Here is a 26,460-nt window from a genome sequence, read left to right as displayed (position 1 = left end):
CCTTTTTTACTTACGCTGTAAAGAGCGGTAAGTTACATTGGTTTTAGTGATCGGTGAAAAGTCTAATTCTAGCTTAACATAGTTATTTTCAAACACTCTTATAGGTTGGTTGGGATCGCCGGTGAGGATAGGGCGTCGTTGGTTGACGAATTGAAAGCCAATCCCAAAACAACGGATTTTTTTATAAATCCCTACATTCCAATTCAAAACCACATTGTTTCTAATATCATAACCCACATCCGCGCTCATGGAAAAATACCCAAAATCGTTGCTAAAACCCGCCTTTAAATAATCCGCAGGATTTTCTACAATGCTATTAATCCCACTGCTGAAATTGTTTTTTAAAAAATAAGAGAGGTTAAAGCTTAAAAATTTGCGTTGGTAATTGGCGTTCACAGAGATTTCTTCTAAGCGGTTTTGATAAAACGAATAAAAGACATTCCCAAAAATGTTCAATCCCGTTAAGGGCGAAAACCCGATCTTGCTCTCTAATGGCATTTTAAAGGGCGAAACTTTATCGTCAAGATTGATGAGTTGCGATATTTTAAAATACAACAACTCTTGCCCCCCTAAGCCATAAAGGTATTGCGTTAGGGTTAAATTCACCGTTTTATTGCTCGCATCGCTGGGTAAAATGCTGCTAGGATTCCACACGGAGTCATACAAACGCCCTTGATAATCGTAATCTCTCAATAAAGGCGAAGTGTAGCTGTTTAAAGCTTGCGCGCTTAAAGCATACATGTTTTGAGAAAATAAGCCATTCTTAAAGGTGTAATAAGGGATGTTGAAAATCGCTTCCAGTTGGATCGTGTGGAAAAGCTTGTTGTATTCTCTAGCCAAATCCGTATTGACATACATGGAAAAATTTGAAGACACAAAGTTCCCAAATTCTCTTGATTCATTAGGGATCGTAGGCACGAAGGAATTTTTAGATTGCATTAAAGCCACATTAGATAGTTGGAGATCATTCCAAAGCCCTAAAGACAAATACTTTTTAAACAAAGAAAATTGCAAACCCACCGGCACATTCAAAGCGTTTTGCACATAGCCATAGCCGATCTCTCTCGCGGTGTTTCTAAACTGATAATCCACTGAATACAATAAATTCCTAAAATACAAAGAATTTAAATATTTATGGTATTGCAAATTAGGGACAGATTGGAAAGTGCGGTTGTTATTGATTTTATTCAGGTTTAAAAAATACTTGATATTCAAGCCGTAATAATTGTTTTCAGTTTGCAAATAGTAATTCGCCCTAGACATGTGCGTGGCATCTGTGATACGCTTATTGACCTTTTCAAAACGCACATAATCCAAATCGTTCATGTATAAAAAGTCAATGTAATGCCCGTTGTCAATATTAGACTTAAGATGAAAGTATTTTTGTAAAGTGTCCCTACTAGAGCTTAAAAATTCAAACCCGTAGATATTTTGATTCCTCAAATCATAGCGTTTGACGTATTGGGTGTAATTCCTAAAATAGCGCGCGTTGAATAAAAACCTGTCGTCTTTAGAGTTGATGTAGCGTGCTTCAAAATTCAAGCCAAAACCCCTTTTATAGCGGATTTGTGGGGTAAAGGTCATATCCCATGAGTTTTTGGGGGCTAAATAAAAGGGTTGCAAATAAATAAAGCCGTCTAAATTGGAAGTGCCAAACTCAGGGTATAAAAACCCGGTAGTTCTTTTATTGCTCGTGGACATGAAAATGTAGGGCAAATACAATATAGGAATATCACCGACATAGATCTTAGGATTCCACATAGACAAATGCGATTTTTGCATATTAAATGAGCCTGAAGTCGCATTGACATGCCAAATGGGGTTATCAATGCTGCACCCTGAAGCGCTCATGTTTTTAACCTTATATTTTTGATCCTTCCCGCTAGCAATATCCGCGCTCACCCAAATCCCGCTCACGCTGTCTTGGACATAAAAGGGGAAAATGATTTCATATTTTTCATTCAAGCTCAATTTCACGTAATCGGTTTTAACGAGCAAACCCTCGCCCCTATAAACCTTGATATTGCCTTCTAATAACGCTTCTTTAGTTTTGGTGTCATAACGCACCTTGTCCGCTAGAATATACACATCATAATTCAATAAGATCGCATTCCCTGAGGCGGTTATCACATTGTCTTTAGCGCTCACTTTATCCGCAAGGATTTCAAAAATCTTATGGTTTTGTTTGTCAAATCGTTGCATAGCGATTTCTTTAGCGTCTAATGTGCTCAACAAAAAAAAGACCGCCAAATACAACCAATAAATCATGATTAAAACAACACCAAAAGACTTTTGCTTTTTTCTTCATGCCACGCCCTATGATAGGGGTTTTTAAATACTACAAACCATAAAAAGGGGCATAGAAAAACCACGATCTTTAACCCTAAACGCTTCAATAAAATAGCCCTACCGGGGCAATCTGCTAAATAAATATCAATGATTTTAATCCTAAAAACCAGTTTAGCCAAACTCATCTTGCACAAACACACAAAAAAGATTTCATAAACGCCATACAAGATGATAAAACTCACTATAACAAACACGCTGTGATAAATGGGGTTAGCTAGCCAATATAAAGAATGCAAAAAGCGCACGCCCCTAAAAGATCGCTCAATAAAAACGCCACCAATAAACTATCGGTTAAAAACGCTAAGATGCGCCAATACAAGGGGCATAAACGCATTTTTTCACGCATAAGGAGTGTTTCTATGATTTCGGTTTCTTCTTTTTCTAAATTTGGAGAGCGCATTCAAAAACAAACAAGACAAACTCTTTGGTTTGTCTTAAACTTTAACCTTTAAGAATATTCTTTCAAATCTAACACCTTAAAACCAATATCCTTGCGATAAAACATGCCTTCAAAATGCACCTTTTGAGCGATTTCATAAGCATGGTTTCTGGCTTCTAATAAGGATTTTCCTCTGCCAATGGCAAAGATCACCCTCCCCCCACTGCTTTCAAACACGCCATTATCCTGCTCCACCTCCCCTAAAATCAAATGACCCTTTTTTTCATCAACCGGATCAATATAAAGGGTTTGCTTGGGCGAAGAGCTAGTGGGGTAATTCCTAGAAACAAGCGCCACACTCATCACAAATTCTTTAGAAAACACCAACTCAAGAGAATGCAATTCCCCTTTGGCTGTGGCTAAAAACAAATCTAAAAGCGAGCTTTCTAAAAGAGGTAAAATCGTCTGGCATTCAATATCTTTAAAACGCACGCTAAAATCCAATAAATACGGCTCTAAAACACCTTTTTCTTCTATGATTACAATTTCAGCGAGTAAAACCCCTTTAAAAGGCATGTTGTCAGCCTGAAGTTTCTCTAAAGTGGGTTTAAAGATATGATTTTTTATTTTCTCTTCTAATTCATTAGAGAAAAAGTTTGCAGGAGCGATGGCCCCCATACCCCCTGTATTGACCCCATTATCCCCCTCTAATAAGCGTTTGTAGTTTTGGCAAAAGGGCAACAAGATAAAATCATCATTGGCTATGAGCGCTGTAACTGAAAGCTCAAACCCCTCTAAAAAAGGCTCTATGATCACAGGCTCATTGCTTTGTTTTAAAGCGTCTTCAAGGATTTTTAGCGCTTCTTCTTGATGATGGACAATGCTTGTGTTTTTATTCAACGCCTTAATCACTAAGGGGAAAGAAGCGTTTTGAATGTAACTCAAAGCTTCTTTTAAGTCGTTTGTTTCAAAGTAAGACGCGCTTTTGATACCGCATTCTTTAACAAAAGCTTTCATGTAGCTTTTGGAAGCCTCTAATTTCGCCGCTTCTTTAGAAGCCCCAAACACTAAAATCCCCGCTTTTTCTAGCATCTCTGTAAGCCCTAAAATCAAAGGCTCTTCTTCTGAAATGATGGCTAAATGGATCTGTTTTTTCAGGGCTAATTCCACGATATGCTCGTAATGTTCGCATTCCAGATTTTCGCCTAAATCTTGAGTGCCACCATTACCCAAACAAAAATACAAAGCATTCACTCGCTCATCTTGCTGAAGCCTTTGAGCCAAAGCATACTCTCGCCCCTTATTCCCCACAATTAAAACATTATAGTTGTTGTTATCTTTCATGTCTTCCCTAAAATGTGGTTGTTTTTAAACCCAGATGACCGCTACTTTTACATGCGCATAAGTTCAACAAACCTACACTAATAAGGCTAGGAGGATTTTCTTAGGGGCAGATTTAAAAAATGCCATCACACAAAAACCACTACCTTAGCCTAACTTATTTTTTCAACGAACTTGCCATCAATAAGAAACACGAATCATCCAGGCGATTCTTACAATTATACTTAAATTTTAAAGAAATTCCATGCAAAAATATTCCAACAATCTGTGATAGTTTTAATTGGCGTTTAGGCGTTTTAAGAGAAACTGACTGATTTATTTCAACCTTTCTTTATACGCTACCTCCAAACTGCTATACCCTTTTTTCAATTCCCCCACACTCCCAAAAGCCACTACTTTAGCTTCTTTTAAAAAAATCGCGCTGTCTAAATACTTTTCCACATCCACCACCAAATGCGTAGAGACTAATAAGCTTGCGTTTTGGCTAAACTCCTTAGCGATTAATTCAAAAATCTCTTCTCTTGCAATAGGGTCAATCCCAGCCACCGGCTCATCAAAAAGATACAAAGAAGCGTTTCGTGATAGGGTTAAAATCAGCTGCAATTTTTCCCTCATGCCTTTTGAAAGGGCTTTGAACTCTCTTTTTAAAGGCACGCTGAAGCGTTTTAGTAAATTTAGGGCTTTTGATTCATCAAAATCGCTAAAAAAATCCTTGTAAAAAGCGATCGCTTTTAAAGGCGTTAATTTAGGATCTAAAAAATCGCCATCGCTTAAAAACGCCACGCTTTTTTTCGTCTCTATGCCGATCTTTTGGTTTAAAATTTTCACTTCCCCTTGATAGTTCAAATTCAATCCGGCTAAAATTTTTAACAAAGTGGTTTTACCCGCTCCATTAGGCCCTAAAAGCCCTATAAATTGCTGTTTGGGTAGTTTCAAACTGATATTGTCTAGCGCTTTTAAACTCCCATAGGTTTTAGTCAAATTCTCTATTTCTACTAGCATTTTAATTCCCCAAATTTGCGCACCCTTTTGTAAAAATCGCTAATGATGTTTTCTAAATCTTTAGGGGTGAAATCAGGCCATAAAATCGGCGTGAAAAACAATTCCGCATAGCTAGACTGCCACAATAAGAAATTAGACAGGCGCATTTCCCCCCCTGTCCGCAACAACAAATCCACTTCCGGCAAATCATGCGTGTCTAAACGATGAGAAATTTCATTTTCTAGGCTTTCTATACTATTGATATGGCTAGGCGGGCTTTCTAATAAGCTTTTAAACGCCCTTGAAAGTTCGTTTTTAGATCCGTAATTAAGGGCTAAAACTTGCGTAAAATCCTTAAAATGCCTGGTATCGTTTTCAAGCCGTAAGATCGTGCCTCTCAATTCTTTAGAAAAGCCCTCTAAATCCCCTATCGCCCTGAAGCGTATGTTATTATCCAAGTAAGTGGATCGCTCATCTTTAAGGTATTTTTTAAGCATTTTCATCAAAAAATCCACTTCACTTTTGGGGCGTTTCCAATTTTCCGTAGAAAAAGCGTATAAAGTCAAGCATTCTAATTTATGGTTAGCGCACCAGATCGTAATGTCTTTAAGAGTTTTTACGCCTTTTTTATGCCCATAAGCCCTAGCTTTATTCTTTAATTTAGCCCACCTGCCATTACCATCCATAATAATGGCAAGATGTTTGAGAGTGTTAACCAATGCCTTTACCCTTTAAAGAAAGTCCTTAATTATACACCATTAAAGCGTGCAAGCATCCACTAAATAAGCGATATGCTGCCAAGCGAATTGGGTTTTTTCACTCAAACCGATTTCGCAAGTGCTAGAAGTGGAAAAACCCCTTTTAAGATCATAGGATTGGTAAAACGCTTGAAAGCCGTTTAAAGCGCTCTCGTTCAATTCAGGGGTAAAAAAGCCCTTATTCCCCGCAAAACCGCAACAACCCGTCTCTTTATGGATAACAATCTCGCCCAAAGTGCATTTTTTAGCCAAATTGAATAACAACTCTTCTTTATTCTCTAACTTTAAAGCGCACATCGTGTATAACCCTATGTCTTCGTTAATGGGGTTGAATTTTAATTTTGGGCTTAGAACTTCTTCAATATAGACGCTCAAATCATAGACTTTCAAATCCTTATAAGCTTTCATTTGCTTGAAAAAATGCGTCGAACAAGCGCTATGGTCTAAAACAATGGGGATTTTGCCCTCATCGCTTAATTGTAAAAAAATCGCGTGGTTTTTTTCATTGTTTTGCTTGGTTAAGTCGGTGTAATTGATGAAGGCTTTCCCGCAACAAAGCGCGTTTAATTCGTTAGGATACACCACAGAAACTTTGGCTTTTTGGCATAAGGATTCAAACACTTCTTGAATGCATCTTTTATCCGCCATTTTGGTTGATGGAGCGAACGAGCGGTTGATGCAGGTGCTGAAATAAATGACTTTTTCTCCACCCTTAAGCGTTTTATTTTCTAAAGGATAGGCGTTGCTTTTGGGCATGTAATGAAAGGCTTTAGGGAAGGGCTTGATGAATTTTTTAATCCCTTTAGTCAGGCTCACTAAGTTGTGAGGGCCTATGAGATTTTGAACTAAGCGAGCACTTTTTAAAGAAAAACGAGCCATGCTTGTGGTTGTTTGCATGTGATTAAGGATCTTTGAAGCGATCTTCTCGCCTTTAGGGTTCTTTTGATAATGGTTTAAAGCGATGCTCCCGGTATCAATTTCTAAAGGGCATAAGGTGGAGCACATATGGCACACTGCGCAAGTGGCGTGCGCTAAATATTCAGACTCTTTTAAAAGCTCATCTAATAAAACTTGATCTTCATTATGACCATGACTCACCCTTTCTTTTAAGCGTTCTATCTCTCTGTGGATAACGATTCGTTGTCGTGGCGTTAAAGATAAATCTTTACTAGGGCAAATCCTTTCACAAAACCCGCATTCCATGCACATGTCCAAATGCTCTTCAATAGGGTAAATGCTCTTTAAATTTTTAGTGTGGATTTCTTTATCGTTTGTGATGATCACATCAGGGTTTAAAAGGCCGTTAGGATCAAACAATTCTTTGATTTGCTTGTGGATTTTGTAGGCTTTTTCTCCCCACTCCATTTCCACAAAGGGGGCTACCATTCTGCCTGTGCCATGCTCGGCTTTAATAGAGCCAGAGCTTTTGCTCACCATTAAAAACATCTCAAAAACTAAATTTTCAAACGCTTTTCTTTCAGCTTCATTTTCTAAAATCGGCGTAACGACAAAGTGCAGATTCCCGCTTAACGCATGCCCAAAAATAATGCCATTATCCTTAAAGCCATGTTTTTTTAAAAGCCCCTCAATCGCTTTTGCCCCTTCTACAAAATCCTCTTTGCTGAAGCACACGTCTTCAATGATCACAGAGCTTTGGCTTTTTCTTTTTGACGCTGCGATAGGGAAAATGCCTTTTCTGATCTTCCACCACGATTGATAAGTATCAGGATCACTGCTGATTTGAGAATCTAAAACGACCGGTATCGCATTCAAGGCGTTTAAAATCGTTTGCATGTTGTTTTCTAAAATTAAAGGATCATCGCTTTCGCTTTGAATGAGTAAGCATGCGTTAGGCTCTTTGATTTCTAAAATCACGCTAGGCATGCCCTCTAAATTTTTCACGCTTTTTAAGGACGCATAATCCATAAGCTCTGCTGAAGAAATCATTTCAGGTTGTTTGGCTTTTAAGGCGGCTAAAATTTGAGCGGCTTTGGCGCATTGCTCTAAATTTTCATAAAACAATAACGCGCAAGTTTTATAAGCGTAGTCTTTCACACATTCTAATCCCACGCTTGAAATAAAGCCTAAAGTCCCCTCAGAGCCTATGAATAAATGGCTGATGATTTCAATCGGATCTTCAAAATCAATGAGAGCGTTTAAGCTATAGCCGGTGGTGTTTTTGATCTCGTATTTTTTCTTAATTAAAGCATGCAATTCTTCATCTTTTAAGATCTCTTTTCTTAAATTCAAAACCCCTTCAATCAAATCTTTGTGCGCGTTTTTGAAACTCTCAATACTCTTTTGATTGGCTGTGTCTAAAAGCGTGCCATCAGCTAAAATGACTCTTAAGGATTTTAGGGTTTTATAGCTGTTTTGCTCCACCCCGCAACACATCCCGCTAGCGTTATTAGCGACAATCCCCCCTATCATAGCGGTGTTTATCGTAGCGGGATCCGGGCCTATTTTTTTATGGTAAGGTTTTAATAAAGCGTTCGCATGGCTTCCTATGACTCCGCATGAGAGCTGAATGCTTTGAGCGTTGTCTAAAATTTGAGCGTCTTTGAAAAAATGCGCCACCACCACTAGCACCCCATCGCAGCTCGCCTGCCCTGATAAGGAACTCCCAGCCGCTCTAAAAGTCAATGTAACGCCATGCTTTTTGGCTAAAACACAAAGCTTTTGGACTTCTTCTTCATCCTTCACCCAAGCGACTATTTTAGGGATATAACGATAACATGACGCGTCAATGCCATAAGCCAAACGGCGTAAATAATCCTTAAAGATCCGATCGTTTAAAAACCCGCTCGCTTCGGTAAAAAAAGCATGATAATTTTCTTCCATACACACTCCTTAAACATTCCTATTTATCAAATCATTGTAACATAACCTTACTTTAAAAATTAAGGATAAACATGCTTGAAGATTATGCGATCAGTTTGGAAGAAGTCAATTTCAATGATTTTATCGTCGTGGATGTACGCGAATTGGACGAATATGAAGAACTGCATTTGCCTAACGCTACGCTCATTAGCGTCAATGACCAAGAAAAGCTCGCTGATTTTTTATCTAAGCACAAAGATAAAAAAGTGTTGCTCCATTGCAGGGCTGGCCGCAGGGCTTTAGATGCGGCTAAAAGCATGCATGAATTAGGCTATACGCCCTATTATTTAGAGGGCAATGTCTATGATTTTGAAAAATACGGCTTTAGAATGGTCTATGATGACACTTCTTTGAGCGGCAAAAAAAACTAGGCATGAGGGAGATTGTATGGGTGCATTCTCAAAGAATCGCCCCTTATAAGACTCTCATCTTAAATGAATTGCGCTACTATCCTTTAGAATTGGATCTAACCCCTTTTAACGCCCTGATTTTCACTTCTAAAAATGCGGTGTTTTCCTTGCTAGGAACCCTAAACAACAGCCCCAAACTCAAAATTTTACAAAACATTCCTGCTTACGCTTTGAGCGAACCCACCGCAAAAACTCTACAAGATCACCATTTTAAAGTCGCCTTTATAGGGGAAAAAGCCCATGGCAAAGAGTTTGCCAAAGAAATCCTTCCTTTATTGGAAAAAAAAAGCGTTTTGTATCTCAGGGCAAAAGAAATTGCCTCTCCTTTAGACACCATTCTTTTAGAGCATGGCATTAATCTTAAACAAGCCGTTGTTTATGAAAACAAGCTCAAACATTTGACTTTAAGCGAACAAAACGCCCTAAAACCCCAAGAAAAGAGCGTTCTTATTTTCACCGCCATAAGCCATGCAAAAGCTTTTTTACACTATTTTGAATTTTTAAAAAGTTACACCGCCATAAGCATTGGCAACACGACCGCTTCTTATTTAAAAGAGAAAGGCATTCAAAGCTATATAGCTCAAAAGCCCTCCTTAGAAGCGTGTTTAGAACTGGCTTTAAATTTGAGGGTTAAGGAATATTAAAAATATCTTATTATAATGCTCTCTATTGATTTTTAAAGGATGATGCATGAATCTTGTCTTTTTATGGGCCGCTTTAGGAGGGGCTATAGGGAGTTCGTTAAGGTATTTTGTGGGCAAAATAATGCCCAGTAAATTTTTAACGTTTGAAAGTTTCCCTTTAGGGACTTTTAGCGTGAATCTCATAGGGTGTTTTGTCATCGGCTTTATGGGGCATTTGGCCGCCAAAAAAGTTTTTGGCGATGATTTTGGGATTTTCTTTGTAACCGGAGTTTTAGGGGGTTTTACGACCTTTTCTTCTTATGGGCTAGACACTTTAAAACTCTTGCAAAAATCCCAATACCTTGAAGCCATTTCTTATGTTTTAGGCACTAACCTTTTAGGGCTTATTGGGGTGGCCATTGGGTGGTTTTTGGCTAAAAATTTTATAGGCGTTAATTAAAAAACGCTTTCTAGCATTTTTTAATTATTATCATACTCCATTGAAGCAGAGCCTACAATCACAACAGCCACAAAGCCATTTCATCGGCCATGAAAAAATCGCTCGCTATCAATCGGTTATTTTTAATGAAAGCCTTGTTCTCTTCAATCAAAAGCTTTACTTTATTTCCATCTAACAAACCAAGCTCAACCCCCAGCTCACACCTCAAGCCTAAAAGCAGCTTTTCTAAGTGCTTGTCTTGTTTATTAAGCGTCTCAACTTGGCGTTTTAGGGGGTCTTTAATGTAGTTTTCTATGAGTTTTTTCGCATAAAAGCGCTCATTCGCCACGCAGCCCACAGCCCCAGCCCCACACCCTAAATAATCTTTAGCCCCCCAGTAAGCCAAATTATGTTTGACTTGGTAATTTCTAGCGTAATTAGACACTTCGTATTGCTTGAAAGAAAAGCTCTCTAAAACCTCTTTTACCACATTGTCAAAATCCACGCTTGAGGGTTTTTTGGCGTTTTTTTCTAAATTCGTGTTTTTTTCAATGCTCAAAGCGTAAGCGCTCAAATGATTGATGGGGAGTTCTTTAGCGAGTTTCAATTCTTCTTTTAAAGAGTTTTCATTGTCTAATGGAGTGTTATAAATCAAATCAATGCTGATATTTTCAATCCCACTTTTAAAAATAATTTCTATCACAGGAGCGATATTTTTGGAATGCTGGCGCTCTAAAAACAATAATTTATCCTCCCTAAAACTTTGCACCCCTAAACTCAAGCGGTTGATCCCTAAATCTTTTAAGCCTTGACACCAAGCTTTAGAAATCAATTCAGGGTTAGCTTCAGTGGTGATCTCACATTCCATGCTCAAGCTCGCATGTTGGTGAATGCTTTCAAAAATCCTTTCAAAAGCCTTCACGCTTAAAGTATTGGGCGTGCCGCCGCCAATAAAAACGCTTTCAATTGGTTCGTCAGTTTGGCTTAACGCATGCTTTAAATCCAGGCACAACGCTTGAATGTATTCTTCTTTTAACGCATGCTTATTTTCATAGGAATTGAAAGCGCAATAACCGCATTTATTTTCACAAAAGGGGATATGAATGTATAAAATCATATTTATTTCTCCCATTTTCATTTCATTTTTAAGCAAAGCTTAAACTTGTAATTGTATCATTTTAAGATCATTTTGATAAGTAGAGGAGACAAACGATGAAAAAGGTTATTGTGGCTTTAGGCGTTTTAGCGTTCGCAAACACCTTAATGGCAACCGATGTTAAAGCTCTTGTAAAAGGTTGTGCCGCTTGCCATGGGGTTAAGTTTGAAAAGAAGGCTTTAGGCAAAAGCAAAATCGTCAACATGATGAGTGAAGCGGAAATTGAAAAAGATCTTATGGATTTTAAAAGCGGTGCTAATAAGAATCCTGTCATGACCGCGCAGGCTAAAAAATTAAGCGATGAAGACATCAAAGCTTTAGCCAAATACATCCCCACTCTCAAATAAACCCTCTCAGTTTTAATAGCGCTATTTGGGTGCTATTAAAACGAGTTTCAAGCCCTTTTTTCTTAATTTTTGATTTTAATGGCATTCTTAACCCTACTTAAAGCCAGCATACACTATAATATCATCTTAATCAAACAAGAAAGAGCTAAAATAAAGACCTATGCTACATAAAAAATATCGTCCTAATGTTGCGGCCATTATCATGTCGCCAGACTACCCTAACACATGCGAAGTTTTTATCGCTGAGCGCATAGATATTGAAGGGGCGTGGCAGTTCCCTCAAGGGGGCATTGATGAGGGAGAGACCCCATTAGAAGCGCTTTATAGGGAATTATTAGAAGAAATCGGCACGAATGAAATAGAGATTTTGGCGCAATACCCCAGATGGATCGCCTATGATTTCCCAAGCAACATGGAGCATAAATTCTATTCATTTGATGGGCAAAAGCAACGCTATTTTTTAGTGCGCCTAAAGCATGCGAATAACATTGATTTGAACAAACACACGCCAGAATTTAGGGCTTATCAATTCATCCATCTTAAGGATTTGCTTAAAAAAATCGTCCCTTTCAAACGCCAAGTGTACCGCCAAGTCATCGCTTATTTTAGAAAAGAGGGGTATTTGGTGTGTTAATCGTTCAAAAATACGGCGGCACGAGCATGGGTAGCATAGAAAGGATCCACAATGTCGCCCAAAGGGTTTTAGAAAGCGTTAAATTAGGGCATCAAGTCGTGGTGGTGGTTTCGGCGATGAGCGGCGAAACGGATCGGCTTTTAGAATTTGGCAAGAATTTTAGCCATAACCCTAACAAGCGAGAAATGGACAGGATCGTCAGCACGGGGGAATGGATTTCAAGTGCGGCTTTGAGCATGGCGTTAGAGAGGTATGGGCATAGGGCCATTTCATTGAGCGGGAAAGAAGCGGGTATTTTAACCAGCTCGCATTTTCAAAACGCTGTGATCCAATCCATTGACACTAAACGCATCACAGAGCTTTTAGAAAAAAACTACATTGTGGTGATCGCTGGGTTTCAAGGCGCTGATATTCAAGGCGAAACAACGACTTTAGGGCGTGGGGGGAGCGATTTGAGTGCGGTCGCTTTGGCCGGGGCTTTAAAAGCACATTTGTGTGAAATCTATACGGATGTGGATGGCGTTTATACCACCGATCCGCGCATTGAAGAAAAGGCTCAAAAAATCGTGCAAATCAGCTATGATGAAATGCTTGAATTGGCTTCTATGGGGGCTAAAGTGTTATTAAACCGCTCGGTAGAATTAGCCAAAAAACTCAGCGTGAAATTAGTGACTCGCAATTCGTTTAACCATAGCGAAGGCACGCTCATTGTCGCTGAAAAAGACTTTAAAGGAGAACGCATGGAAACCCCTATAGTGAGTGGGATCGCATTGGATAAGAATCAGGCTCGTGTGAGCATGGAGGGCGTGGAAGATCGGCCTGGCATTGCCGCTGAAATCTTTGGCACTTTAGCGGAGTATCGCATTAATGTGGATATGATAGTCCAAACGATTGGCAGAGACGGCAAAACCGATTTGGATTTTACGATCGTTAAAACCCAAATAGAAGAAACCAAGCAGGCCTTAAAGCCTTTTTTAGCGCAAATGGATTCCATTGATTATGATGAAAATATCGCTAAAGTTTCCATAGTGGGCGTGGGCATGAAGTCGCATTCTGGGGTAGCGAGCATCGCTTTTAAAGCCCTAGCCAAAGACAACATTAATATCATGATGATTTCTACAAGCGAGATTAAAATTTCGGTTTTGATTGACATTAAATACGCTGAATTAGCGGTTAGAACTTTGCATGCGGTGTATCAATTAGATCAATGAAAAATTTCTACGACTGGATCAAGGAATTTGTGCGCGATCAAGGGGAGCTTATCGCCCAACAAAGCGGGTGGTTGGAATTAGAGCGATCAAGTTATGCAAAACTCATCGCGCAAACCATTTCGCATGTGCTTAATGGCGGATCGCTGTTAGTGAGTGCGGATTCTTCTAGGAGCTGGTTTTTAAACTACATTCTTTCTAACTTAAACCCTAAAGATTTAAAAGAGCGCCCCTTATTGTCCGTTATTAATTTTAACGCTTCTTCTTTCTACCCCAAAAACGATGCGAATCTCTCTCTAGCCACCATAGAGATGACTTATCAAAACCCCATGTTTTGGCATGTTGGGAAAATTGAAAATGAAGGCTTAAAAACCTTACTATTGAGTAAAATCCCTAGTTTTTTATGGCTTTTTGAAGAGCTTAAAGAAGATTGCTTGCTTTTAAAAGAGCATGATAGTTTGCTAGATTATAAATTATTGCAACTCTTCAAACTCTTTGAAAACGCGCTTTTTAGCGCGCTATACAATAAGGTTACTCTGTGAAAAACTCCAACCGCCTTATTTATACGGACAATCTTGAAGAGAGCCTAGAAGAGGCCGCAAGCCTTTTTAAAAATCATATTAAATTCTACACGGAGATTATTGAAAAAGACAAAAAGGTGATCAAAACTTTTAACAAGGATTTTAAAATTGAGCATGCCAAAGAAGTGATTTCAAAGGCCCATCTCAAACACAGCGAACTGAACGCCTTTTTAATCGCTGCACCCAGCTATGGCGTAGAAGCCCAAAACGCGCTTTTAAAAATCTTAGAAGAACCCCCAAATAACGTTTGTTTTATCATGTTCGCTAAAAGCCCAAACCATGTGTTAGCCACCATTAAATCCCGCCTAATCAAAGAAGACAAACGCCAAAAAATCCCCCTAAAACCTTTGGATTTGGATTTATCTAGGCTGGATCTGAAAGACATTTATGCGTTTTTAAAAAATTTAGACAAAGAAAATTTTGATTCCAGAGAAAATCAGAGGGAAAGGATTGAAAGCTTATTAGAGAGTATTCACAGACACCAAATCTATTTGAGCGAGCAAGAATTGCAAGCCTTTGATTTAGCGATCAAGGCTAACAGCTCTTATTACAAGCTCAGCTATAATCTTTTACCCCTGCTTTTAAGCCTTTTATCCAAAAAGAAAACGCCATGATTGTAAAACGCCTTAACCCTGATGCGCTCAAAAACGCTTTACAAAAAATAGGCCCAGAAAAGATCGCGCAAAACCATATGCGCCAAAAAGGCGTTAGCTTTGTTTTTGAAATCCAACACCTGCCCTTAAGCGCTGCACTCATTTTAAAGCAAGAGGCTATCAGCGTTGGGGGCGATTTTGCCACGCCAAGAGATTGTATTTTAGCTAAAGAGCCTTTTTATGATGGGGTGCTGATTGTGAGCGCTAAGCAATTAGAACGCCTTATTGTTAAGTGCCATTCCCAACCCTTTGGGCTTAAACATTTAGCACAAGAATTAAAAAGCCATCTCAAAGCCCCCAAGCCTAACGCCCCACAGATCATGGCAATCTTGAATCTCACGCCGGATAGCTTCTATGAAAAGAGCCGGTTTAGTAGCAAAAAAGCGCTTGAAGAAATCTATCAATGGCTAGAAAAGGGTATCAAACTCATTGATATAGGCGCAGCCAGTTCAAGACCGCAGAGTGAAATCATTGATCCAAAAGTAGAGCAAGAGCGCTTGAAAGAAGTTTTATTAGAAATCAAATCCCAAAAACTCTACCAGTGTGCCCATTTTAGCATAGACACCTACCATGCCAAAACGGCCCAAATGGCTTTGGAACATTATTTTTCTATCCTTAATGACGTGAGCGGTTTTAATAGCGCTGCAATGCTAGAAGTCGCACGAGATTACAAGCCCACTTGCGTTTTAATGCACGCTCAAAAAACCCCCAAAGACATGCAAGAAAATGTCTTTTACCACAATCTGTTTGATGAAATGGATCGATTCTTTAAGGAAAAACTAGAGGTTTTAGAAAAATACGCGCTTCAAGATATTATTTTAGATATTGGGTTTGGATTCGCTAAATTAAAAGAGCATAATTTGGCCTTAATCAAGCATTTAAGCCATTTTCTTAAGTTCAAAAAACCCTTATTGGTGGGAGCGAGCCGTAAAAACACGATCGGGCTTATCACCGGGCGTGAAGTTCAAAACCGGCTCGCTGGCACTTTGAGTTTGCATTTAATGGCGCTGCAAAATGGAGCGAGTATTTTAAGAGCGCATGATATTGATGAACATATAGATTTAATCAAAGTGTTTAAGAGTTTGGAAGAAACGGATTGAACCCAAATTTTTAGCTTTATCCCACTAGGCGTTGGCTATCATCAAAACGCTCAAAAGCGTTTTTGATGATTAATACCCCACTTAACCCTAACGCTTAAAGAACCACATCCATAGACGAAGGGTTGTTGTAAGCGTTTTGGTAGCGTTGCAAAAAAGCGTTATGGTTGGTAGCGTTAAAGGTTTGTAGGGCTTTTTTGTGCAAGCCATTCACCGGTTGTTTGGGGGCGTTTTCCACTTCTTTAGAGAATTTCCCGTTATAAAAATCCGTCAAACTATAGAGCGACTGAGCGGCAAGGCGTTTTTGGCTCTCATCCATTCCGGCCGTAGCCCTTAAAAAAGCCTCATACTCTCTATCACTCATCAATTCTAACACCAAAAAGCCGTAAGTCTCTCGCTTGTCAGGGTTAAAAGGGAGGTTTTCTGTTGGAGCGTCCTTTTTTTCTCGCTCTATTTTTTCTGCACCTTCAATAGGAGCTAGGTCTTCTTTAGGAGCGCTTTTAGCGTTTAAAAGCCCATAGAGGTTAGAATCAAACTGATTGATAGAAGAAACAGCCATGTGAATTTCCTAAAATTGGATTTTACGCTAATGTTAAGCAAAATTCATTCCCTAATGAGACTAAAAAATTTAAAAAGCTTAAAAGAGTTTTCTAATGGTGGCATTCAAACCCTTTAAAAAGGGTCTAGGAGTTTATTTTCAAAAAGGATTCGTGTTTTTATGTTTTCATATTTCTATAAGGAGTTTGAAATGCTGAAGCTTCTAGAATAATTCTAGACAAAACAAAAGGTAAAACTCCTAGAACATTGTTATAGCATGATTTTACCAATCAATGCAACTTTTATGCTTTTAGAGCTTAAAAACTTTAAGTCTTAATTAGAGATTTTAGGTTAAACTACCCTAAAAATCTTTAATCTAATGAGCAAAAAGCATGCGTAATACCATTTTATTTGGCGTTTCAATGATACTCTTGGCGAATTTATGCTTTGGGATCATGAGCGCGTTTGTTAAAATCACAGCGGATTATTTTTCCCCTATGGAGAATGTGTTTTACCGCTCCATTACCATGACGCTTTTACTCTTACTTATTTACCCTTTCAAACCCTACCGCTTGAAAAGTTACAAACAAGGCGGTTTTAAAAAACTCGCTTTTAGGGTCGTTGTAGGGGGCTTAGCCATGCTAGCGTTTTTTTATAATATTGAAAAAATTTCGCTCGCTACAGCGACGGCTTTCTCGCAATGCGCACCCATTTATACGGTGCTTCTTTCCCCTTTTCTTTTGAAAGAAAAACTCAAAAGAAGCACGTTAATTTCTGCATGCATTGGGCTAGTGGGGGTGGTGCTGATTTCCGATCCTAGCGTGGAAAATGTGGGGCCGGTTGAAATTATTATGGGCATATTGAGCGGGATCTTTGTGTCTTTAGCGTATATCACTTTAAGGGATTTGAGGGAATATTACGACAAGCAAGCCGTGATTTTAGCGTTCGCCTTTGGCATGAGCCTTCTTGGGTTAGTGGGCATGTTCATTGATATTCCTTTTTTATCCACAGGCATTCATATTCCTAGAAAAGAAGACATTTTGTGGATCTCTTTAATAGGGATTAGCGGGACTTTAGGGCAGTATTTCTTAACCTATGCTTACATGAACGCTCCTGCTGGGATCATTGCCCCCATTGAATACACCCGCATTGTTTGGGGGCTGTTGTTTGGGCTGTATTTAGGCGATAAATTCTTGGATCTTAAAAGCTCTTTAGGGGTGGCTTTGATCTTGTGTTCAGGCTTACTCATTGCCTTGCCCGCTCTTTTAAAAGAATTAAAAAATTTTAAGTCATGCAACTAAGCCCCTTACAAAGCGCTCTGTTATATTTCCGCTACTTTATTTATCCAGAGAAAAAAACAAGGAGCTTTGATTTAAGCGATTTAGTCTTTATCATCATGGTTTTTTTAGCCCTAGCTTTGGGGCTGTTGATGAGCGAAGAAATTTCTATCAGCTACAATGAAGCGAAGGACTTTTTTTATGGCGATGCGTGGTTTGTCAAAATCGCTCAAAAAAGCACCGCCATTTTAGGCCAAAACGATTTGGCTTTAAGATTGCCTTTTTTGATCGCTCATCTCATTAACATGTTTTTATTTTATTTGATAGGGCGAAAGATTTTAAAAAAACCTAAAGACGCCCTTTATGTGGTATTGACTTACGCTTTATTGCCTGGGGTGAATCTCTTTGCGATTTTACTGGCTAAAAGCGTGCTGGTGTTAAGCCTTGGGCTTTTGGTCAGCTATTTGCATATCAAAACCCAAAAAATCCCTTATTTGATCCTTAGCGCTTGCGCGTTTTTAGACGGCGCGTTCATCCCGCTTTTACTAGGGGTTTTTGCCTACGCTTTAAGAAAACGCTATTTTAAGAGCGCGATCTTTACTTTGGTGGTTTTAATTGTGAATACCGCTCTTTTTAGCGGGAGTTTCAATAAGGGCTTGCCTAGCGGGTATTTTATAGACACATGCTTAGAGCTCATGCTCTTATACTCGCCCTTATTGTTCCTCTACTACCCTTATACGCTCTATAAAGCCCTTTTGGATAAAAAGCCATCGTTACTAGCCTTTATGAGCGCGAGCGGTTGGCTTTTCCCTTTGCTTTTGAGCATGCGCCAAGAGATAGATTTAAGAACTTTCGCCCCCTTAGCCTTAATCGGTTTGCCCTTGTTTGTTAAAAGCGTTTTAAATAGCCTTAGGGTGCGTTTAAAGGAATTTAGGGGGCAGTATTATTTGCGCGTTTTCAGTTTGTATCTTTTAATGCTCACTGAAACGCTTTTTTTATGGGGGAGTAAAATTTCTGGTGCTAATGAAAAGTTATTAAACCGGCATTTCTTAGCTAAAGAAGTCGCTACAGCCTTGCAATTAAGGGGCATCCATCAAATCCGCACTAACGATAAACAACTCGCTTTAAGGCTCCAATTCTATGGCATTAAAGAAGGGGGGAGGTTAAGACTGATTAACACTAAGATTTCTAAAAAACGCCCTGATATTACAATCATCTACGCTGATAAAATTCTACAATCCTATAGTTTGGTGCACCATTAAATTGATTCTTTAAAAAGCGTTTTATCTAAAAAACGATAAAATACACTCTAAAAATAAATAAAATACGCGAGAAAAATCATGAGACTCAAACTAACCCATATAAACCATATAAGCCATAAGATTGCCAACGACTTTATCCATTCAAAACTATTAGAATTAAAAGCCCCTAGAGAATTATTGTGCGAATTGATAGAAGGGATTTTGGAAAAAAGCGTTAAAAAAGAAAACGCCATTGATGAGCAAGCCAGAGAGCTTTTAGAAGAAAACACCGATGAAATAGAATTCATGCGGATGGATGAAAGGCAGCTTTTTTGGATGATTAAAAGACAGATCGCTCAAAAAGAGGGATTCCATTTGTTTTGGGAAGAAAGGTGCAACGATTTGTCGCACCAGATTTTGAATAAAATCTTAGATGAAGATTTGATCATGTTTAGCGTTTCAGAGAATTTGATAAGAAACTTGATTTACAAATCCATTGACACCTATTCTAAAGCGTATGAAAGCATTGAAAATGAAGTGCATGAAAAAATCAAGCATTACAAACGCAAACTCCCCGTAGGGAGCGATGAATACGAGTTGGTGTTTGAAAGACTCTATGAAGAAGAATTAAGGCGCAAAGGCTTTTTATAATGGTCTCTCTTTATTTAGAAAACGGGCTTTTTTTACAGGCTCAAAGTTTTGGGGCTAGCGGCACGCAAGTGGGCGAGCTTGTTTTTAACACTTCTATGAGTGGCTATCAAGAAGTCATCAGCGACCCTAGCTATAAGGGGCAATTTGTGGTTTTTAGCATGCCTGAAATTGGGGTTGTGGGCGCTAATCCTAAAGATGATGAATCCTTTTTTTCATGCGCAGGGGTTTTAGCGCGCCATTACAACGAATTTTTTTCTAATTCAAGGGCGGATTCTAGCTTGAGCGTTTATTTAAAAAAGCGTGGCGTTTTAGGGATTTGTGGCGTTGATACCAGGAGTTTGATCAAAACCTTACGCCATCATGGGTGCTTGATGATGGTCGCTTCCACGATCGAGCATGACAAAAACAAGCTTGAAAAAATTTTAAAAAACGCCCCTAAAATTTCTCACTCCCCCTTAGTGTCTAGCGTTTCCACGCCAAAAATAATCACGCACCAACGCGCTACTTTTGATTTCAAAACCCTAGATTACAAGCCTTTTGATGAAAAAACCTCTCATAAAATTATCGCTGTGCTAGACTTTGGGGCTAAGGGCAATATTTTAAACGAGATTCAAAATGTGGGGTTAAAAGCCCTTATTTACCCGCACCACACTAAAGCTAGCGAACTGATTAAAGCCTATGAAAAAAAAGAAATTAGCGGGATTTTTCTCTCTAACGGGCCGGGCGATCCTTTGAGCTTGCAGCAAGAAATTGGCGAAATCAAACAACTCATTGACGCTAAAATCCCCATGTTTGGCATTTGCTTAGGGCATCAATTGCTCTCTATCGCGCAAGGCTACCCTACTTACAAGCTCAAATTCGGCCATCATGGGAGCAACCACCCCGTTAAAAACCTAAAAACAAACGCCGTGGAAATCACCGCGCAAAACCACAACTATTGCGTCCCTGAAGAAATTGAAGAAATCGCTGTTATCACGCACCGCAATCTTTTTGACAACACCATTGAGGGCGTGCGTTATAAAAACGCTCCCATTATCTCTGTCCAGCACCACCCAGAAAGCAGTCCCGGCCCCAAAGAGAGCCACTATATTTTTAAGGAATTTGTGGAATTGTTAAAGGGTTTTTAGGGGTTTTTAAAGCAGCACCCATAGAGGTTGAAAAGTGCTTTAAAAATAGATTTAAATCTTTTTATCAAAAAATCTCATATTTACTCTAAATTAGTTCTCTTGCAATAGTATTCTCTCGCAATAACTATTATTGTTATTGCGACAAAACTTTTTAGAAGGAGTTATTATGGGAAGTATCGGTAGTATGGGCAAACCTATTGAAGGGTTTTTAGTGGCAGCCATTCAGTTTCCTGTGCCCATTGTCAACAGCCGTAAGGATATTGATCACAATATTGAAAGCATTATTAGAACCTTGCATGCGACTAAAGCGGGGTATCCAGGAGTGGAGCTTATCATTTTCCCTGAGTATAGCACGCAAGGTTTGAATACCGCTAAGTGGCTTAGTGAAGAGTTTTTATTAGATGTCCCGGGTAAAGAGACGGAAGCTTACGCTCAAGCGTGTAAAGAGGCGAAAGTTTATGGTGTTTTTTCAATCATGGAACGCAATCCTGATTCTAACAAAAACCCCTACAACACCGCTATTATCATTGATCCGCAAGGTAAAATCATTTTAAAATACCGCAAGCTATTCCCATGGAATCCCATTGAACCATGGTATCCTGGGGATTTAGGAATGCCTGTGTGCGAGGGGCCGGGCGGATCAAAGTTAGCCGTGTGCATTTGCCATGACGGCATGATTCCAGAGCTCGCTAGAGAAGCAGCCTATAAAGGGTGCAATGTGTATATCCGCATTTCAGGCTATAGCACTCAAGTCAATGATCAATGGATTTTGACCAACCGCTCCAACGCATGGCACAATTTGATGTATACCGTGAGCGTGAATTTAGCCGGCTATGATAATGTCTTTTACTACTTTGGTGAAGGGCAAATCTGTAACTTTGATGGCACGACTCTCGTTCAAGGGCACCGCAACCCTTGGGAGATTGTAACCGGGGAAATCTATCCTAAAATGGCAGATAACGCCCGCTTAAGCTGGGGCTTAGAAAACAACATTTACAACCTAGGCCATAGAGGGTATGTGGCTAAACCGGGCGGAGAACATGACGCAGGCTTAACCTACATCAAAGACTTAGCCGCCGGTAAATACAAATTGCCTTGGGAAGATCACATGAAAATCAAAGACGGCTCTATTTATGGCTACCCTACCACCGGTGGGCGTTTTGGGAAATAATCCCTAACCTTATATTTTTGCTAGAACCTGTTTTTAAAGGTTCTAGTTTCTCCCCTATTTTAATTTTTTCAATTAATTTTTACGAATAGTCTTCTATCGCAGAGCATGTAAGAAAACCCATAATAAGCGTAAGCCCCCATAAAGCGATATAACCTATGCAAAACCATGTTATTTTTGATAAAGACCACCACCCCATTGCGGCTGATAGAGCGTTAAAATCTGTAATAATGCCATAGCCACAATAGATCATTCCCGCTAAACATGCCAATTTAAGAGCATGGTAGTAAGCGCTAATCCCAAAACCACCATCAAGATTGATAAAAGAATACGAAACCAAGACCCCATGACAACTCCTTAAACATCAAATGCTAGAGTATATCGTTTTTTTTGTTTGTCAAGGGGGCTAGCTAGAAAGTAGTATTATTGAGTGTTTTAAAATAAAAGGATAGCGTTTATAACGATGAAAGTTTAGCCCCTAATTGTAGCACCCCTAACAAGCCTTCCACATTCAGCCCCAACCCCACGCTCAAATTCTTGCTTGAGCTTTTAATATAAGGCTTATGAAAGTCCTCTAAACGCACACAGCCCGCGCTTTCTTGCCACAAACCGCTCTCTAAGTATTTTTCTATTTCGCTGCAATCAAACGCCTTTAAACGCGCTCTAAAAACCGATAGATCCAGCCATTCTAGTTTAGGAAAAATCAATGCCGAGCAGGTTAAAACCTCTATTTCATTGCCATTTTGGCGTTTTAAAAATTCAAGGGCTTCTCGCTTGCTTTGAGCCTTTCGTTGCATGCGATTATTCACGCTCACCACGCTATCAGCAACCACGATAGCGCAATGGTTTGTGAGTAATTTTTTAGCCTTTTCTAATTTCCCCTTGCACGCCAAATAAACAAACTCCCTAGGGTCTGTGGTTTTTAGGCTTTCTTCATCAAAATCTAGTGCTTTTTGTGTGAATTTAATCCCATGCTCTTTTAAAAGATTCGCCCTAGCGCTGGATTGAGAGCCTAAAATAAGCTCCATGCTATCCCTCTAAAGCTTTAAGGGCGGTATTTTTCGCTAAATTGAGCGCGGTTGGTAAATTTTCAATATCCTTGCCCCCAGCGCTCGCAAAATCATCTCTCCCGCCCCCTTTGCCCCCTAAAATTTGCGCCACTTCATTAGCCCATGCGTTCGCTTTTATGGGGGCATTTTTCACCCCGCATGCGAGAGTTATGCGCTCATTTTCTTTTTTAAACACCATAGCGAGCAGTTTTTCATGCTTACTTTTCAACCGGTCAATCATTTCTTTAATGTCGCCATTTTCCACGACGCCCACCACCAAATTCACGCCATGGATTTTTTCAACCGGTAAATCCATAGAAACGGGAGCTTTTTGGCTGTTTTTCACGCTCTCTTTAAGCTTGTTAATGCCGGCGATCACATCGTTATTTTTCAATAAAGTCTTAGCGTTTTTAAGCTCTTTACTTTCTTCTTTAGCCAATTGGTAAAAGGCTTTCCCGCACACCGCTTCAATGCGTCTGACCCCACTACTCACCCCGCTCTCTTTTACAATCCTAAACCCCCCAATAAGCCCGGTATTTTCCACATGAATGCCCCCACACAATTCAATGGACGCTTCTTTAAAGCTCACCACCCGCACATTTTCAGCGTATTTTTCACTAAATAACGCTAACGCTCCCTTATCCTTGGCTTGGTTTAAGTGCATATGCTCCACCTGGCTTTTTAAGTGCTTGAAAATTTGAGCGTTGACTAGATCTTCTACTTTTTCTAACTCTTCATCATTGAGCGCTTTAGCATGCGAGAAATCAAAGCGCAATCGTTTGGATTCCACTAAACTCCCTGCTTGACTCACATGCGAGCCTAAAACTTCTCTTAAAGCGCTTTGCAATAAATGCGTCGCGCTATGGTGTTTGGCGATTTCTAAGCGCTCATCGCTCACTTGCGCGATCACTTGATCGCCTTTTTTTAGTGCTTTTTTGATTTCAAGAAGCGAAAAATTAAGCCCAAAAAAGTTTTTTGTATCTAACACCAAAGCCGCTTCTTCATTGTCTTTTAAAAGCGTGCCCTTATCGCCTATAGCCCCCCCACCTTCTGCGTAAAAAGGGGTTTTTTCTAATAAGACCCAGACTTCTTGGTTAGGATTTGCCTCTGCTATTTCTTTAAAACCGCTATCAAAAAACCCTAAAACTTTAGCAGAACATTCTGTCGTTTCATACCCCACAAATTCATTAGGCGCATAAGCGTTTAAAATAGCGCTAAAATCAGCGTTATTTTGTTTACCTTTCCATGAAGCTTTAGAGCGCTTCACTTGCTCTTGCATGCAATTTTCAAAGCCTTGCATGTCCACGCACGCCCCATGACTTCTTAGCATGTCGTTTGTTAAATCCAAAGGAAAACCAAAAGTGTCATAAAGCTTGAAAGCGATCTTGCCATCAAAGATTTTATTTTCATTCAAATGCGTTAAAGACAAGTTAAACAATTCCATGCCAGATTCCAAAGTCTCTAAAAAGCGCTCTTCTTCTTCAAAACATTCTTTTACCACCATTTCTTTAGATTCTTTCAAATACGCATGCGCGTTAGAAAATTGCTCGCACACCACGCCCACGACTTTGTATAAAAACGCTTCTTTTAAGCCCATTAAATACCCATGCCTTAAGGCTCGCCTTAAAATGCGCCTTAGAACATAGCCACGGCCTTCCTTATTGAAATGCACCCCTTGAGCGAGCAAGAACGCTACCGCTCTTGCATGATCGGCCACTACCCTAAAGCTTGGCTGGAACTCGCTCGCATAATCCAAACCTGTAAGCTCGCTGATTTCTCCCATTAAGGGTGCAAATAATGAAGAATCAAAATTATTGAGCTTATGTTCTAATAGCGCTTGCACCCTTTCTAATCCCATGCCTGTATCAATGCTGGGCTTTGGTAAGGGGGATAAAACGCCATCATTAGAGCGTTCGTATTGCATGAACACCAGATTCCAAATTTCTAAAAACCTATCGCCCTCGCCCCCAAAATAATCCTCGCTCCCCTTAAAGTGTTTTTCGCCCTGATCAATATAAATTTCACTGCAAGGCCCGCAAGGCCCGCTATCGCCCATTTGCCAGAAATTATCTTTATCGCCCATTTTTTTAATCCTGTCAAAAGGCACAAACTTTTCCCATAGTTTAACGGCTTCATCGTCTTTTTCATGCACGCTGATATACAAATCTTTAGGCTTAAACCCTAAATTCTTGGTTACAAATTCCCACGCAAACAAGATCGCTTCTTCTTTGAAATAATCCCCAAAAGAGAAATTCCCTAGCATTTCAAAAAGCGTGTGGTGTCTTGCGGTATAACCGACATTTTCTAAATCGTTATGCTTGCCGCCTGCACGCATGCACAATTGCGAACTTGCCGCTCTAGGAACGCTAGGGCGCGGCACCATCCCGGTAAAAATATCTTTAAATTGCACCATGCCAGCATTGGTAAAAAGCAAGGTGGCATCATTAGGCACTAAAGGCATGCTGGGATAAATGGCATGCCCTTTATTTTGAAAAAATTGTAAAAATTCGTTGCGAATATCCATGGGTATTCCTTTTTGTCGTTTTATCGCGCATTTTAAGGCTATTTTATAGCTCTTTTAAGTTGTTTTTTTAAAAAGATAGTTTATTATACTTTAAACATCCAAAATTAAAGGAGAAAACCATGTTCCATGAATTTAGAGACGAAATCAGCGTGTTAAAAGCGAATAATCCGCATTTTGATAAGATTTTTGAGAAACACAACCAGCTTGATGACGACATCAAAACCGCTGAGCAACAAAACGCTAGCGACGCTGAAATCAGCCACATGAAAAAACAAAAATTAAAATTAAAAGATGAAATCCACGGCATGATCATAGAGTATAGAGAAAAGCAAAAATCCGATCATGTTTAAGATTTAATCATCTTTGTCAAAACACGCTAAAACGCTTTTTAAAAAGGGTATTTTGGCTTGTCGCTTGGTTAGCACTTATTAGTTAGACTTGACACCTTGATTTTAGGTTAAAGCGTTAGGTTGCTTTCAGCTTTATTCCCACTATAAGCTTTATTAATATTTTAATGTTCTTTACATTTTTAAAAAATGGGTTTTTAAAACTTTAGTTTTATCGTTTTAGATCTCATTTTATAATAAAAATCATTTTATTGAGTTTTGTTTTATTTTCTTGAGAATATTAGGAAGTATTTTGGAATAACTATCCCCCTTTTAACCCCACTAAACCCCCCTAAAAAAGCGCTTTTTTAAGAGATTATCGCTTGAATTAGTATCAAGTTTTCCACTAACCAATACAAAAACGCTAAAAAGGATTTTTCATCAAACCCCCCCCAAAAAAAGAGAATTTTAAAAAAGAAAGACTTTAAAAAAGGGAGTTCAAAAAAAGAAAGGGTTCAAAAAAAGAAAGGGTTCAAAAAAAAGAAACCCCCAAACAAAGGCTTCAAAACAAAAACCCCCTAAAAAGAAAGAGGGTTCAAAAAGAGAGTTTCACAAAGGGTTTAACGCAAGCTTTTAATACGCAAACACATAGTTGAGATACACGCTATAGAGTCTGCGGTATTGGAGTTGAGTGCCTAGCAAAGAATAGTAATTCGTGTTGATC

Annotated in this window: 26 protein-coding genes and 1 pseudogene; 15 read left to right on the top strand and 12 right to left on the bottom strand. The window is 39.3% G+C overall.

Annotation, left to right across the window (positions count from 1 at the left end):
- Window positions 1-6: 6 nt before the first annotated feature.
- The 6 genes and pseudogenes from EAL04_RS03190 to EAL04_RS03160 form a co-directional block, all read right to left on the bottom strand.
- Window positions 7-2,268 carry an LPS-assembly protein LptD gene (locus EAL04_RS03190; protein ID WP_120973242.1) on the bottom strand — a complete coding sequence of 754 codons (2,262 nt, stop codon included), beginning with the start codon at window positions 2,266-2,268 and terminating at the stop codon, window positions 7-9.
- A gap of 2 nt (window positions 2,269-2,270) precedes the next feature.
- Window positions 2,271-2,749, bottom strand: a pseudogene (locus EAL04_RS03185) (RDD family protein).
- Window positions 2,750-2,797: 48 nt separating this feature from the next.
- On the bottom strand, window positions 2,798-4,072 hold the full coding sequence (gene purD / locus EAL04_RS03180; RefSeq protein ID WP_120973240.1) for a phosphoribosylamine--glycine ligase: 1,275 nt from the start codon (window positions 4,070-4,072) through the stop codon (window positions 2,798-2,800).
- A 312-nt stretch (window positions 4,073-4,384) separates the two neighbouring features.
- Entirely contained in the window at window positions 4,385-5,071 is a 687-nt protein-coding gene (locus tag EAL04_RS03170) for an ABC transporter ATP-binding protein (RefSeq protein WP_120973235.1), read from the bottom strand.
- Window positions 5,065-5,769 carry a di-trans,poly-cis-decaprenylcistransferase gene (locus tag EAL04_RS03165; protein ID WP_120973233.1) on the bottom strand — a complete coding sequence of 235 codons (705 nt, stop codon included), beginning with the start codon at window positions 5,767-5,769 and terminating at the stop codon, window positions 5,065-5,067. Before EAL04_RS03165 ends, EAL04_RS03170 begins: the two co-directional genes overlap by 7 nt.
- A gap of 39 nt (window positions 5,770-5,808) precedes the next feature.
- Complete coding sequence (locus EAL04_RS03160; RefSeq protein ID WP_162982473.1) at window positions 5,809-8,649, bottom strand: FAD-binding and (Fe-S)-binding domain-containing protein; 2,841 nt, start codon at window positions 8,647-8,649, stop codon at window positions 5,809-5,811.
- A gap of 71 nt (window positions 8,650-8,720) precedes the next feature.
- On the opposite strand from EAL04_RS03160, the gene EAL04_RS03155 reads away from it, so the two are divergent.
- Genes EAL04_RS03155 through crcB form a run of 3 tightly spaced genes read left to right on the top strand, consistent with a single transcriptional unit; the run spans window position 8,721 to window position 10,181 of the window.
- On the top strand, window positions 8,721-9,059 hold the full coding sequence (locus tag EAL04_RS03155; RefSeq protein ID WP_000888814.1) for a rhodanese-like domain-containing protein: 339 nt from the start codon (window positions 8,721-8,723) through the stop codon (window positions 9,057-9,059).
- Between the two features lie 2 nt (window positions 9,060-9,061).
- The gene (locus EAL04_RS03150; RefSeq protein ID WP_120973229.1) at window positions 9,062-9,742 is read left to right on the top strand and encodes a uroporphyrinogen-III synthase; all 681 of its coding nucleotides are present in this window, start codon (window positions 9,062-9,064) and stop codon (window positions 9,740-9,742) included.
- 46 nt (window positions 9,743-9,788) lie between these two features.
- A complete protein-coding gene (crcB, locus tag EAL04_RS03145) occupies window positions 9,789-10,181 on the top strand; it encodes a fluoride efflux transporter CrcB (protein WP_108255399.1) in 393 nt (130 codons plus the stop codon).
- 58 nt (window positions 10,182-10,239) lie between these two features.
- Here crcB and hemW read toward each other — a convergent pair whose 3' ends face one another.
- Window positions 10,240-11,277 carry a radical SAM family heme chaperone HemW gene (gene hemW / locus EAL04_RS03140; protein ID WP_162982478.1) on the bottom strand — a complete coding sequence of 346 codons (1,038 nt, stop codon included), beginning with the start codon at window positions 11,275-11,277 and terminating at the stop codon, window positions 10,240-10,242.
- Window positions 11,278-11,372: 95 nt separating this feature from the next.
- Here hemW and EAL04_RS03135 point away from each other — a divergent pair, with 95 nt between their 5' ends.
- The 6 genes from EAL04_RS03135 to folP all read left to right on the top strand — a co-directional run bounded on the left by EAL04_RS03135 (window position 11,373) and on the right by folP (window position 15,839).
- Window positions 11,373-11,663 carry a c-type cytochrome gene (locus EAL04_RS03135; protein ID WP_120973227.1) on the top strand — a complete coding sequence of 97 codons (291 nt, stop codon included), beginning with the start codon at window positions 11,373-11,375 and terminating at the stop codon, window positions 11,661-11,663.
- A 160-nt stretch (window positions 11,664-11,823) separates the two neighbouring features.
- Complete coding sequence (locus EAL04_RS03130; protein WP_002208374.1) at window positions 11,824-12,297, top strand: RNA pyrophosphohydrolase; 474 nt, start codon at window positions 11,824-11,826, stop codon at window positions 12,295-12,297.
- On the top strand, window positions 12,291-13,508 hold the full coding sequence (locus tag EAL04_RS03125; RefSeq protein WP_120973225.1) for an aspartate kinase: 1,218 nt from the start codon (window positions 12,291-12,293) through the stop codon (window positions 13,506-13,508). Before EAL04_RS03130 ends, EAL04_RS03125 begins: the two co-directional genes overlap by 7 nt.
- Entirely contained in the window at window positions 13,505-14,047 is a 543-nt protein-coding gene (gene hobA / locus EAL04_RS03120; RefSeq protein ID WP_120973223.1) for a DNA replication regulator HobA, read from the top strand. Before EAL04_RS03125 ends, hobA begins: the two co-directional genes overlap by 4 nt.
- The gene (locus EAL04_RS03115) at window positions 14,044-14,700 is read left to right on the top strand and encodes a DNA polymerase III subunit delta' (RefSeq protein WP_078215214.1); all 657 of its coding nucleotides are present in this window, start codon (window positions 14,044-14,046) and stop codon (window positions 14,698-14,700) included. Before hobA ends, EAL04_RS03115 begins: the two co-directional genes overlap by 4 nt.
- Window positions 14,697-15,839, top strand: coding sequence for a dihydropteroate synthase (gene folP / locus EAL04_RS03110; RefSeq protein ID WP_120973221.1), 1,143 nt, complete (start codon window positions 14,697-14,699; stop codon window positions 15,837-15,839). The genes EAL04_RS03115 and folP overlap by 4 nt, the downstream gene beginning before the upstream one ends.
- A gap of 94 nt (window positions 15,840-15,933) precedes the next feature.
- On the opposite strand, the gene EAL04_RS03105 is transcribed toward folP, so the two are convergent.
- Window positions 15,934-16,395, bottom strand: coding sequence for an HP1233 family protein (locus EAL04_RS03105; RefSeq protein ID WP_000301267.1), 462 nt, complete (start codon window positions 16,393-16,395; stop codon window positions 15,934-15,936).
- A gap of 370 nt (window positions 16,396-16,765) precedes the next feature.
- On the opposite strand from EAL04_RS03105, the gene EAL04_RS03100 reads away from it, so the two are divergent.
- The 5 genes from EAL04_RS03100 (at window position 16,766) to EAL04_RS03080 (ending at window position 21,840) form a co-directional block, all read left to right on the top strand.
- Window positions 16,766-17,674: a DMT family transporter gene (locus tag EAL04_RS03100; protein WP_120973219.1), complete on the top strand. Its 909-nt coding sequence runs from the start codon at window positions 16,766-16,768 to the stop codon at window positions 17,672-17,674.
- Window positions 17,665-18,912: a glycosyltransferase family protein gene (locus EAL04_RS03095; protein WP_120973217.1), complete on the top strand. Its 1,248-nt coding sequence runs from the start codon at window positions 17,665-17,667 to the stop codon at window positions 18,910-18,912. The genes EAL04_RS03100 and EAL04_RS03095 overlap by 10 nt, the downstream gene beginning before the upstream one ends.
- 78 nt (window positions 18,913-18,990) lie before the next feature.
- Window positions 18,991-19,542 carry a DUF507 family protein gene (locus tag EAL04_RS03090; RefSeq protein ID WP_001237418.1) on the top strand — a complete coding sequence of 184 codons (552 nt, stop codon included), beginning with the start codon at window positions 18,991-18,993 and terminating at the stop codon, window positions 19,540-19,542.
- On the top strand, window positions 19,542-20,669 hold the full coding sequence (gene carA, locus EAL04_RS03085) for a glutamine-hydrolyzing carbamoyl-phosphate synthase small subunit (protein WP_120973215.1): 1,128 nt from the start codon (window positions 19,542-19,544) through the stop codon (window positions 20,667-20,669). The genes EAL04_RS03090 and carA overlap by 1 nt, the downstream gene beginning before the upstream one ends.
- A 166-nt stretch (window positions 20,670-20,835) precedes the next feature.
- On the top strand, window positions 20,836-21,840 hold the full coding sequence (locus EAL04_RS03080; protein ID WP_000534759.1) for a formamidase: 1,005 nt from the start codon (window positions 20,836-20,838) through the stop codon (window positions 21,838-21,840).
- A 79-nt stretch (window positions 21,841-21,919) separates the two neighbouring features.
- On the opposite strand, the gene EAL04_RS03075 is transcribed toward EAL04_RS03080, so the two are convergent.
- The 3 genes from EAL04_RS03075 to alaS form a co-directional block, all read right to left on the bottom strand.
- Window positions 21,920-22,177 carry a hypothetical protein gene (locus EAL04_RS03075; protein WP_120973213.1) on the bottom strand — a complete coding sequence of 86 codons (258 nt, stop codon included), beginning with the start codon at window positions 22,175-22,177 and terminating at the stop codon, window positions 21,920-21,922.
- A gap of 115 nt (window positions 22,178-22,292) precedes the next feature.
- Window positions 22,293-22,865, bottom strand: a complete 573-nt coding sequence (maf, locus tag EAL04_RS03070; RefSeq protein ID WP_120973211.1) for a septum formation inhibitor Maf — start codon at window positions 22,863-22,865, stop codon at window positions 22,293-22,295.
- A 1-nt stretch (window position 22,866) separates the two neighbouring features.
- Window positions 22,867-25,410: an alanine--tRNA ligase gene (alaS, locus tag EAL04_RS03065; RefSeq protein ID WP_120973209.1), complete on the bottom strand. Its 2,544-nt coding sequence runs from the start codon at window positions 25,408-25,410 to the stop codon at window positions 22,867-22,869.
- Between the two features lie 119 nt (window positions 25,411-25,529).
- On the opposite strand from alaS, the gene EAL04_RS03060 reads away from it, so the two are divergent.
- Window positions 25,530-25,760 (top strand): HP1242/YdcH family protein, encoded by a 231-nt coding sequence (locus tag EAL04_RS03060; protein WP_000468320.1) that lies wholly within the window; start codon window positions 25,530-25,532, stop codon window positions 25,758-25,760.
- A gap of 609 nt (window positions 25,761-26,369) precedes the next feature.
- On the opposite strand, the gene EAL04_RS08285 is transcribed toward EAL04_RS03060, so the two are convergent.
- A partial coding sequence (locus EAL04_RS08285; RefSeq protein WP_033705251.1) for an outer membrane beta-barrel protein occupies window positions 26,370-26,460 on the bottom strand: 91 nt, incomplete at its 5' end.

This window comes from Helicobacter pylori (genome assembly GCF_003638305.1).
In the GTDB taxonomy this organism is placed as follows: domain Bacteria; phylum Campylobacterota; class Campylobacteria; order Campylobacterales; family Helicobacteraceae; genus Helicobacter; species Helicobacter pylori_DJ.
This window is presented reverse-complemented; position numbering and strand designations above follow the sequence as displayed.